The organism is Yeosuana sp. (genome assembly GCF_057126245.1).
Genome location: NZ_DBNGMQ010000012.1, coordinates 34,004 through 45,734 on the forward strand (window position 1 = coordinate 34,004; position 11,731 = coordinate 45,734).

The 11,731-nt window shown below is 32.3% G+C and carries 10 protein-coding genes; 7 read left to right on the forward strand and 3 right to left on the reverse strand.

Annotation, left to right across the window (positions count from 1 at the left end; translation table 11 throughout):
• The first annotated feature begins 180 nt into the window (after positions 1–180).
• Together AC15TD_RS01345 and AC15TD_RS01350 are read left to right on the forward strand one after the other, a co-directional pair.
• A complete protein-coding gene (locus tag AC15TD_RS01345; RefSeq protein WP_484450339.1) occupies positions 181–2,220 on the forward strand; it encodes a dipeptidyl-peptidase 3 family protein in 2,040 nt (679 codons plus the stop codon).
• Positions 2,221–2,688: 468 nt separating this feature from the next.
• The gene (locus tag AC15TD_RS01350; protein WP_484450340.1) at positions 2,689–3,075 is read left to right on the forward strand and encodes a pyrophosphohydrolase domain-containing protein; all 387 of its coding nucleotides are present in this window, start codon (positions 2,689–2,691) and stop codon (positions 3,073–3,075) included.
• A 35-nt stretch (positions 3,076–3,110) separates the two neighbouring features.
• On the opposite strand, the gene AC15TD_RS01355 is transcribed toward AC15TD_RS01350, so the two are convergent.
• Complete coding sequence (locus tag AC15TD_RS01355; protein ID WP_484450341.1) at positions 3,111–4,178, reverse strand: branched-chain amino acid aminotransferase; 1,068 nt, start codon at positions 4,176–4,178, stop codon at positions 3,111–3,113.
• Positions 4,179–4,317: 139 nt separating this feature from the next.
• Between AC15TD_RS01355 and AC15TD_RS01360 the strand changes: the two genes are divergently transcribed.
• The 5 genes from AC15TD_RS01360 (at position 4,318) to AC15TD_RS01380 (ending at position 7,738) form a co-directional block, all read left to right on the forward strand.
• Positions 4,318–4,824 carry a DUF4920 domain-containing protein gene (locus AC15TD_RS01360; RefSeq protein WP_484450342.1) on the forward strand — a complete coding sequence of 169 codons (507 nt, stop codon included), beginning with the start codon at positions 4,318–4,320 and terminating at the stop codon, positions 4,822–4,824.
• A 3-nt stretch (positions 4,825–4,827) separates the two neighbouring features.
• Positions 4,828–5,262, forward strand: coding sequence for a hypothetical protein (locus tag AC15TD_RS01365; RefSeq protein ID WP_484450343.1), 435 nt, complete (start codon positions 4,828–4,830; stop codon positions 5,260–5,262).
• 1 nt (position 5,263) lies between these two features.
• Positions 5,264–5,938, forward strand: a complete 675-nt coding sequence (gene mnmC2, locus AC15TD_RS01370; protein WP_484450344.1) for a tRNA (5-methylaminomethyl-2-thiouridine)(34)-methyltransferase MnmC2 — start codon at positions 5,264–5,266, stop codon at positions 5,936–5,938.
• A 198-nt stretch (positions 5,939–6,136) separates the two neighbouring features.
• Positions 6,137–7,042 (forward strand): TIGR01777 family oxidoreductase, encoded by a 906-nt coding sequence (locus AC15TD_RS01375; protein WP_484450345.1) that lies wholly within the window; start codon positions 6,137–6,139, stop codon positions 7,040–7,042.
• Positions 7,043–7,738: a peptidoglycan DD-metalloendopeptidase family protein gene (locus AC15TD_RS01380; protein ID WP_484450346.1), complete on the forward strand. Its 696-nt coding sequence runs from the start codon at positions 7,043–7,045 to the stop codon at positions 7,736–7,738. It begins immediately after the preceding gene.
• Positions 7,739–7,806: 68 nt separating this feature from the next.
• Here AC15TD_RS01380 and secA read toward each other — a convergent pair whose 3' ends face one another.
• The gene (secA, locus tag AC15TD_RS01385; RefSeq protein ID WP_484450347.1) at positions 7,807–11,163 is read right to left on the reverse strand and encodes a preprotein translocase subunit SecA; all 3,357 of its coding nucleotides are present in this window, start codon (positions 11,161–11,163) and stop codon (positions 7,807–7,809) included.
• Positions 11,164–11,330: 167 nt separating this feature from the next.
• The gene (locus AC15TD_RS01390) at positions 11,331–11,552 is read right to left on the reverse strand and encodes a DUF2795 domain-containing protein (protein ID WP_166963690.1); all 222 of its coding nucleotides are present in this window, start codon (positions 11,550–11,552) and stop codon (positions 11,331–11,333) included.
• Between the last annotated feature and the right edge of the window lie 179 nt (positions 11,553–11,731).

Here is an 11,731-nt window from a genome sequence, read left to right on the forward strand (position 1 = left end):
TCAAAAAATAGTATAAATCAAAGGTAATCAATTTAATTTATTGATTAATAAATTCTTATCTTTGTTAATGAAAAAATAAATATTTTGCAATTTAAAAGCTGTTATTGAAATTATTCAATAAAGTTGTTCTTGTAAAGTGTTGTTTTTTATCAATAATATAAACAGTATAAAACTTATTAAATGAAATTAAAGTCAATTATAGGTTTGTCATTAATTGCTTTGTTTTTGGCATCCTGTGGAAATGAAAGATCTGAAAAACGAACTGAAAACATGACTGTAAAAGACAGTTCTGAATTCAATTATGATGTTGAACAGTTTGCAGATATTAAAATTTTACGATATCAAATTCCTGGATGGGAGCAGCTTACTTTAAAAGAACAAAAATTAGCTTATTATCTTACGCAAGCGGGATTATCGGGAAGAGATATTATTTGGGACCAAAATTACAGACATAACCTTACTATTAGAAAAGCTTTAGAATCGGTTTACAACAACTATCAAGGTGATAAATCGACACCAGATTGGAGTGCTTTTGAAACGTATTTAAAGCGTGTATGGTTTAGTAATGGTATTCATCACCATTATTCGAATGATAAGATTAAGCCTGTATTTTCTTCAGATTATTTAAAACAATTATTATCAGAAACTAATACCATATTAGAGGGAGAGGCTTTTGATGTTATTTTTAATGATGTTGATTCAAAAAAAGTGAATCAAGGCAAAGGTGTTGATAATGTAGGACTCTCGGCGGTTAATATGTATGGACCTAATGTAACAAATACCGATGTTATTAATTTTTATAAAAATAAGGTATCACCCGATTCTTTAAAACCATTATCTTTTGGGTTAAACTCCCAATTAGTTAAAGAAAATGGAGTTTTAAAAGAACGTGTATATAAATCTGGTGGGTTATATGGTTCTGCCATAGATGAAATTATTAAATGGTTAGAATTAGCAAAAAAAGTTGCCGAGAATGAAGCTCAAGCCGATGCTTTGGGGTTATTGATTGATTATTATAAAACAGGTGATTTACAAACTTGGGACGATTATAACGTGGCGTGGAGTCAAGCGACGGAAGGTAATATAGATTATATCAACAGTTTTATAGAGGTATATAATGATCCATTAGGCTATACGGGTTCTTACGAAACTATTGTTCAAATTAATGATTTTGATATGTCTAAAAAGATGAAAGTGGTGTCGGATAATGCACAATGGTTCGAAGATAATTCTCCGCTTATGGATGCGCATAAAAAGAAAAATGTCGTTGGTGTCTCTTATAAAGTTGTTAATGTTGCAGGAGAAGCAGGAGATGCTTCACCAAGTACTTCAATTGGTGTAAACCTACCAAATGCTAACTGGATTCGAGTAGCTGTTGGGAGTAAATCGGTTTCTTTAGGAAATATTGTTGAGGCTTATAATAATGCTAGTAGTTCTGGTAGATTGAAAGAATTTGTTAATGATGAAGAGGAACTTCAGTTGGAAGAAACTTACGGTCAATTAGCTTCAAAATTGCATACAGCGCTACATGAGGTTATTGGACATGCGTCTGGACAAATTAACCCTGGGGTAGGTACAGTAAATGAAACTCTTAAAAACTATCGATCTACATTAGAAGAAGGACGCGCTGACTTAGTAGCGCTATATTATTTGTATGATAGTAAATTACAAGATATAGGTCTTGTTGAAGATTGGCAAAAAGTGGGGAAGGCTGCCTATGATAAGTATATAAGAAATGGGTTATTAATGCAATTGATAAGATTGAATTTAGGGGATGATGTTGAAGAGGCTCATATGCGCAATAGACAATGGGTTTCTGCATGGGTTTTTGAAAAAGGAAAAGCAGATAATGTTATTGAAAAAGTGACTCGCGATGGTAAAACCTATTTTAATATTAACGATTATGAAAAACTTCATGATTTATTTGGACAATTATTACGTGAAACACAGCGTATAAAATCTGAAGGTGATTATGCTGCTGTTGAAACATTAGTTGAAACCTATGGAGTAAAAGTAGACCAAGCATTACATGCAGAAATATTAGAAAGAAACAAACAATTTACTTCGGCACCTTACTCAGGTTTTGTGAATCCTGTTTTAGTACCAGAAACAAATGATACAGGTGAAATAACGGTTATAAAAGTAACACAGCCAGAAACTTTTTCAGGACAAATGTTAGATTATAGTAAAAACTATAATTTTTTACCTGAGATAAACTAAAGGTTTATTTAAAGTAATTTAAGAAAAACAGAATCTTTAAGGTTCTGTTTTTTTGTTTACACTAAAAACTAAAAGTAAAATATTAATTACAATGAGAATTGCAACAATGATAAAAATTTTCATATTTAGATTAGTTAGTTTTTCATAAGATGCACAATTTTTAAAAAGGTTGCGTCAAATATTAACATCTATGTATAGAACAGTTAAAAGCATAAATATCCTACTTGAAAACTATTTAAAGAAGAATTTAATAGCAGAAATAAATAAGATAAACATAATAAAAGCGAAAAGTATCCAGATACTTCCTGGATAAAACTTTTTATGTAGTTTCAAATCTTTTCGGTACATGAAACCAATTATTATTGCAAAAACAATAAAAAATATTATTCCAAAAATGATTTGACCTTTACTGAACATATGTTTATTTTTATGCAAATTTAATTAAAACAAAATTAATCTAATTCGTCCATGAAAGATAAAATTGAAGCTGTTAAAGCATTTCACACCGCGTTTAAATTAGGTCAGAGAGAAACGCCTAAAGCGGACTTAGGAAAAGAAAAAATCCTATTGCGTTTTAATTTAATGAAAGAAGAAAACGAGGAATATTTTGAAGCGGCTAATACGAATGATTTGGTTGAAGTAGCCGATGCTTTGGGCGATATGCTATATATTTTATGTGGTACTATAATTGAGCATGGAATGCAATATAAAATTGAAGAAGTTTTTGAAGAGATTCAACGCAGTAATATGAGTAAACTTGGTGAAAATGGGGAACCTGTTTATCGTGAAGATGGTAAAGTTTTAAAAGGTCCTTATTATTTTAAACCTAATATTGGAGATATTTTAGACAAATAAAAAAGAGCAACCATTTGGTTGCTCTTTTTTATTTATTAGTCAACTTTAAAACGCCATCCAAACGGATCTTCGCTTTTGTTAGTTTGAATATCAGTAATTCGCTTTTTTAACAAACTGGAATAAGTATTTTCTAATTCAGGAATATCAAAATCCTCACCGTGAAAACCAAATCCACAAATTGGAGAAATAACGGCTGCAGTTCCTGCCCCAAACATTTCTTTAAGAGTACCTTTATTAGCAGCTGAAACCACTTCATGAACAGATAGTTTTCTAACTTCCACCTTAATTCCTTCCGCTTTTGCAATTTCAATAAGACTTTTTCTAGTTATACCATCTAAAATACGGTCGCTTGTTGGGGCCGTAATTAAGGTATCATTTATTCTCACAAAAATATTCATAGCGCCAGCTTCCTCAATATATTCATGCGTATTATCGTCGGTCCAAATAACTTGTTGGTATCCTTTGTCTATTGCAAGTTGCGTTGGATAAAATTGACCTGCATAATTTCCGCCGGCTTTGGCAAAACCTACGCCGCCATTAGCAGAACGTGAGTATTTTTCTTCTATTAATACTTTTATTTTTCCCGCAAAATAAGAGCCAGAAGGCGCCGTAGCAATTATAAATTTATACTCATTTGCCGGAGAGGCGTGAAACCCATTTCCAGATGCAAAAATAAAAGGACGAATGTATAATGAACTACCTTCTTTTTTTGGGATCCAATCTCTGTCTACTCTTAGCAAGGTTTTTAAACCTTCCATAAAATAACTTTCCGGTACTTCAGGAATTGCCAAACGTTTGGCAGAGATGTTTAAACGTTTACAATTATCTAAAGGTCTGAATAAAAAAACATCGTCATTAGCATCTTTGTAGGCTTTCATCCCTTCAAAAATAGATTGTCCGTAATGAAAAATCTTGGCAGACGGATCTAAAGTTATTGATTGATAAGGAACCACTTTAGGTGCTTGCCATTTTCCATCTTTATAATTGCATTCAAGCATATGGTCTGAAAACACACTACCAAAATTTAAATGCTCAAAATCAACGTCATGTATTTTTGATGTTTTAGCTTTTATTACTTCTATATCACTTATAGTTGTATTCATTAGATTTGTTTTTATTAAGAAAACACCAATATGAAAGGTAGGTTCTTATTTGATGCAAATTTACGCAAATAAGAGGTTATAAAAAAAGGATAATTTAGCAAAAATGGGTATCTTTAAAACCGTAAATATATTTATAATTATGAAGACTTTTTTCTCTTTAATTTTATTAGTAAGCGTTTTATTCTCTTGTAAAAATGAAAATAAAACGAATAAAAATAACTCAGATACTGTTGTAGAAACGCAATACAAATCATTTGGAAAATCTATTATTCCGGATGATGCTATTGCGGCAAAATCAATGTCGGAGCATTATAAAACCATGACGTCAGGTGATAGTATTAATACAAAAATGATTGCTAAGGTAGATGAGGTTTGTCAGGCAAAAGGTTGTTGGATGAAGGTCGATTTAGGAAACAGTGAGAAAGTTATGGTGAAGTTTAAGGATTACGGTTTTTTTATGCCAAAAAATATTGCGGGTAAGGAAGTAATTATTAACGGAAAAGCTTTTGTTGAAGAAGTTTCGGTGAACGAACAACGACACTATGCAGAAGATGCTGGAGCAACTCCAGAAGAAATTGCTGCTATTACAGAACCACAGAAGACACTTTCTTTTTTAGCTGATGGTGTTTTATTAATAGAAGAGTAAAATGTGAGAGTCTTTACAAGTTTATTTTTGGTATTATGTATCTTTAGTTGCAATAATGCTAAAAAGGGTACTATAGAAGTAAAAGAAGATTTTGTATATGATATGTATAATCCCTCTGAAATGTCTATTTTAATGAACGAGATGTATGCTTATAACTTGAAATTAAAGCAAGAAATTGTAGAAGGGAAAATACCAACAGAATTTCCTTCAAATTTCTTAAATATTCATACTGCTGAGTTGTCAGAATTTAAATATCGAAATGAAAAGTTTCAAGCCTATTCATCGCTTTTTATAGAACATCAAAAGGAAATATTTAATAGTAATTCAGATATAGATATTTCAGAACGTTATAATAGTACAATTAATTTATGTGTTTCTTGTCATACAACAGAGTGCACAGGTCCCATTCCTAAGATTAAGAAATTACTAATAAAATAGTTTGAAACGGAACATAATTACCACTGCAGATGGTTCAAAGACCATTCAAATTGAAGAATGGAATGAACAATATCATTCTGTTCATGGTGCTGTACAAGAAGCAAATCATGTATTTATAAAACATGGTCTGCTTTTTTTTATTAATAAATATTCAAGAGAACAACCTGTAAATATTCTTGAGATAGGCTTTGGAACGGGACTTAATACCTTTTTAACGCTATTAAAAGCAGGTGAAATTAAAACTCAAATTCAATATACAGGAGTGGAGGCATTTCCTGTTGCTTCAGAAGAAATTAGTCAACTTAACTATGTTAACCATTTACATGCTAGTTCAGATGTATTTTATAAACTACATGATGTTTCATGGGAAACGGAACATGAAATTTTGGACCATTTTAAATTAACCAAACAACAAAAGGATTTCAAAGATATAGAAGACAAAAACTTATATCATATCATTTATTTTGATGCGTTTGGAGCAAGGGTTCAACCAGAATTATGGACAGAAAGTATCTTTAAAAAAATGTTTGAAGCTTTAAAAGATAATGGTGTTTTAGTGACTTATTCTGCAAAAGGAAGTGTGAGAAGAGCGATGCAAGCTGTTGGTTTTAAAATGGAAAAATTACCTGGTCCCCCAGGAAAACGTGAAATGCTCAGAGCTATTAAAAAGCTTTGAGTATTCGGATATATTCAAATGTTACGCGCTTTTAAAGGAGTCTAATATTATTGAAACTAAAATTATTGATATTTTCATCAATTAAGAACCAACAGCTAAAACTCAATAACCATCAACCAATTGCAACAATTGTGTTAAACCTAATATAAAGTCATAGTTAATCAACTGCTCATTTTGTAATTTTATATAAAAAAGAAAATGCGTGTACTAATTACAGGTGCTACTGGATTAATAGGTAAGGAGATTGTGAAACTTTGCCATAAGAACGATATAAAAGTTAATTATTTAACCACTAGTAAATCTAAAATTTCTGATGATACTAATTATAAAGGTTTTTATTGGAACCCTAAAGCAAATGAGATAGATGTCAATTGTTTTAAAGAAACGGAAGCCATTATTCATTTGGCAGGTGCTACTGTTTCGAAGCGTTGGACAGCCAGTTATAAAAAAGAAATTTTATCAAGTCGGCTAGAAACCACACAATTATTGGTGGATAGTTTGAAAAAGACTCCAAATCAAGTTAAACAAGTTATTTCTGCCAGTGCCATTGGTATTTATCCAGATTCATTGTCAAATTATTATGATGAAGAATATTCAGAAGGTGACCATACATTTTTAAGCCAGGTTGTTAAACAATGTGAAGAGGCTGTTGATGCCTTTTCAACAATGAATATGATTGTTACTAAAATACGAATAGGTTTGGTATTATCTGTAAAAGGAGGTGTATTACCAGAACTTATAAAGCCTATGAAGTTAGGTTTGGGAGCTGCTTTTGGTTCAGGAAAGTATTGGCAATCATGGATTCATATATCAGATATATCAAGAATATTTATGTTTGTGTTAGAGCATCATTTAAAAGGTGTTTATAATGCGGTAGCACCAAATCCAGTCACTAACCAAGATTTAACAAAGACTTGCGCAACTGTATTAAAGAAGCCTTTAATTATGCCTAACATTCCAAAGTTTTTCATGAAGTTAATTTTAGGTGAAATGCATACACTTTTGTTTTTGAGTCAACGTGTAAGCTCTAAGAAAATTGAAGAGGCTGGTTTTGAATTTAGGTATCATCATTTACAACCTGCTTTAGTAGCGTTACTTAAATAGATGATAGATTTATTCGCAATATTTTTAAATGGAATAAGTCCAGACAGTCTATGTGTTCTTGACAAAAACATTCCACTTTCAAAATATGTGCCTATTGACTTATCATCTTCAAACCCATTGCTCGATCACTTTGATAGGTCATCTTCAAAATCATTAGAAAAATTTATTAATCAACAAATTGAATTTCAAAACGGAAATATTGGTTACGGTGGATATAATGAAACAAGAAGTATTTACAAGCGTAGTTCACATTTTAATAAGTCGAATTTAGATAATGAACGTAATATTCATTTAGGTATTGATTTATGGTCTCATTTAGGAACACCTATTTATGCTCCTTTAAAAGGAAAAGTGCATAGTTTTAATAACAATACGAATTATGGTGATTATGGGCCAACTATTATTTTAAAACATCAGATAAATAAGATTGTATTTTATACACTTTACGGTCACTTAAATATACAAACTATTAATAATCTAACAGTAAATCAAGTGTTTGAACAAGGTGAAAAATTAGCTGAATTAGGAGATTCTACCGTAAATGGTGATTACCCGCCGCATTTGCATTTTCAAATTATTAAAAATATTCAAGGCTATAATGGTGATTACCCGGGTGTATGCAACAAGCGAGATTTAACTTTTTATTTGAATAATTGCCCAGATCCTAATCTACTTTTAAAATTGGCGCATTATTAAATTTGATTCATAAAAAAAATCCTGATTTAAATTATCAGGATTTTTACAAAATAAATATTTTAATTCAATTAATCTTCAACAAGTACCCATTCCCCTTTATTAATTAAAGGCTCTGCTTGTTTATATTTTACTGTTTTATTTTCACCACTCATCACATGCTTAATCGTAACACGATCATTACGTCCAATTTTTGGTTTATCACGCACAATGGTTTCAACAACTTCTGGCTGACGCTGTGTGTTACCAGCGGCTCTACTCTGTGCCGAACGCTCATCCATATTTGGAATTTCGTCTTTTTGTGTTTTAAGTTTTTCGTTTTTTCTAACTTGTCTCGCTTCTTGAATGGTGTTTTGAGTTTCTGTTGGCAATTCCCCTTTAAACAAGAACGAAATCACATCTTTATTTACTTGGTCAATCATCGCTTTGAACAATTCAAAAGCTTCAAACTTATAGATTAAAAGCGGATCTTTTTGCTCGTGAACAGCTAATTGAACCGATTGCTTTAACTCATCCATTTTACGTAAATGCGTTTTCCACGCATCATCAATAATGGCAAGGGCAATATTTTTCTCAAAATCTGTAATTAATTGTTTTCCTTTTGTTTCGTAAGCCTTTTCTAAATCGGTAACAACTTGTAAGGTTTTGTTTCCGTCAGTAAACGGAACAACGATACGTTTAAATTTATCACGCTGCGTTTCGTATACATTTTTAATAACAGGAAATGCAATGTCAGCATTGCGTTCCATTTTATTTTTGTAATGCTCAAAAGCAGCTTTGTAAATGTTTAATGTAATTTCTTGAGCAGATAATTTCCCAAATTCTTCTTCTGAAATAGGAGAGGGCATTGAGAAATATCTGATTAATTCAAATTCAAAGTTTTTAAAGTCATTAGCTCCTTTATTATTTTCAGAAATAATTTCCGTTGTGTCAAAAATCATATTCGCTAAATCAACTCTAAGACGTTCACCGTGTAAGGCGTGATGACGACGCTTATAAACCACTTCACGCTGTGCATTCATCACATCATCATATTCTAACAAACGCTTACGAACACCAAAATTGTTTTCTTCAACCTTTTTCTGTGCGCGCTCGATAGATTTAGAAATCATGGAATGTTGGATGACTTCGCCTTCTTTTAATCCCATTTTATCCATCATTTTAGCAATACGTTCGCTACCAAATAAACGCATTAAGTTATCCTCTAACGATACATAAAACTGTGAACTCCCTGGATCTCCTTGACGACCAGCACGACCACGTAACTGTCTGTCTACACGACGAGAATCATGACGTTCTGTACCAACAATAGCAAGACCACCGGCTTTTTTTACTTCTTCAGACAACTTAATATCTGTACCACGACCTGCCATATTGGTTGCAATCGTTACCTGTCCTGAATTACCTGCTTCTGCAACAATTTCAGCTTCCTTTTTATGTTGTTTTGCATTCAATACATTATGAGATATTTTTCTAATGCTCAACATTTTCCCTAGTAACTCACTTATTTCAACCGATGTGGTACCAATCAATACGGGGCGCCCTGCTTCGGAAAGGTTGGTGACTTCATCAATAACGGCGTTGTATTTTTCGCGTTTGGTTTTAAATACTAAATCTTCTCTGTCATCACGTGCAATCGGTCTGTTTGTCGGGATTTCAACGACATCTAACTTATAAATTTCCCAAAATTCACCAGCTTCAGTAACCGCAGTACCTGTCATACCAGAAAGTTTGCGGTACATTCTAAAATAATTTTGAAGTGTTACTGTAGCAAAGGTTTGGGTAGCATCTTCAATTTTTACATTTTCTTTTGCTTCAATGGCTTGGTGTAAACCATCACTATATCGACGACCATCCATAATACGACCCGTTTGCTCATCAACAATCATAACTTTATTGTCAATAACCACATATTGTGTATCCTTTTCAAAAAGTGCATACGCCTTTAAGAGCTGGTTTAGTGTATGAATACGTTCAGATTTTACACCAAAATCTTTGAATAATTCTTCTTTTAATTTAGCTTCTTCCTCAAGTGGAAGATTTTGTTTTTCAATTTTTGCAATTTCCAGACCAATTTCTGGCATCACAAAAAAGTTAGGATTATCTTTTCCAGATAGGTATTCAATTCCTTTATCCGATAATTCAATTTGGTTATTTTTTTCTTCAATTACATAATACAACTCGGCATCAACCTTTGGCATTTCACGGTTGTTATCCTGCATGTAAAAATTCTCAGTTTTTTGAAGCAGTTGTTTAACACCTTCCTGACTTAAAAACTTAATTAAAGCTTTGTTTTTTGGAATACCACGATATACCCGAAGTAATTTTAATCCCCCTTCTTTGGTATCACCTTCAGCAATTAATTTTTTAGCTTCTGCTAGTACACCTGTTAAATATTTACTCTGAACACTAACAATATCATCAACTTTTGGTTTCAATTCATTAAATTCGTGACGCTCGCCTTGCGGAATAGGACCAGAAATGATTAATGGCGTTCTGGCATCATCAACCAATACAGAATCCACCTCATCTACAATAGCGTAATGGTGTGGGCGTTGCACTAAATCGTCAGGCGAATGCGCCATATTATCACGTAAATAATCAAAACCAAATTCATTATTGGTTCCATAAGTGATATCAGAATTATAAGCTTTTTTTCTGGCATCTGAGTTGGGTTGATGATGGTCAATACAATCAATGCTTAATCCATGAAACTGAAAAATAGGAGCCATCCATGCGCTATCACGTTTTGCTAAGTAATCATTAACCGTTACCAAATGAACACCTTTGCCCGAAAGCGCATTTAGATACATCGGAAGTGTAGCTACTAAGGTTTTTCCTTCACCTGTTTGCATCTCTGCAATTTTTCCTTGGTGTAAGGCGATACCGCCAATAAGTTGTACATCGTAATGTACCATATCCCAAGTAATAGGTTTTCCAGCAGCATCCCAAGAATTTGCCCAGACAGCATCGTCACCATCTAAAGTGACATACTCTTTGGTTCCAGATATTTCTCTATCAAAGTTACTCGCTGTAACTTTTATTTTGGTATTATTTACAAACCGTTTTGTGGTTTCTTTCACCACAGCAAAGGCTTCTGGCAAAATAGTATTTAATACATCTTCAGTAATGGTGTAGGCTTCGTCTTTAAGTTTATCGATATCTTGATAAATATCTTCGCGCTTGTCAATATCATCGGTCGTCTCTGCTTCGGCAAGTAATTTTTCAATCTGCTCATCAATTGGTTTATTGGCTTCAGCAATAATAGCTTTAAACTCAGAAGTTTTAGCTCTCAGTTCATCATGAGATAAGGCTTCCAGAGCTTTTTCAAAGGTTTTAATTTGGTTTACTATTGGCGTAATAGCTTTTACATCTTGTTTGGATTTGTCGCCAACAAATACTTTTAGTACTGAATTTAAAAAACTCATGGATAATATATGTTATGTTAACACTTGGCCTACGCTTCGTGTGAATTATTTTTATTTATGTGCCTACTTAAAAAGCATTCAAAGATACATTATGTTATGTTGTTTTGTAAATATGAGGCACAAAAAAAGTCTCTTATCGAGACTTTTTAACTTTTCTTTATGCTTTATTAATATTCATCTTCATTCCAAAGATAATCATCATCAGTTGGGTAGTCTGACCAAATTTCTTCAATTGAATCATAAGAGTCTCCCTCATCTTCTATTGATTGTAAATTTTCAACCACCTCTAGAGGGGCACCAGTTCTAATGGCGTAATCTATTAACTCGTCTTTAGTTGCTGGCCAAGGTGCATCACTTAAATAAGATGCTAATTCTAATGTCCAATACATTGTTTATTGATTTTAATTTTTTGCAAAAATAATTTTTTAGTTTAAACATGCAAGCAAAAAATGAATTATTTATTTATTATTTTTAAGAACGTATTTTTTTAAAATATAAGCCTCTGAAATTCAATAATTTAAATTTTAGGCGTTCCCACGGGGGTCGGGCTTTCCGTTGCAATCTTTTT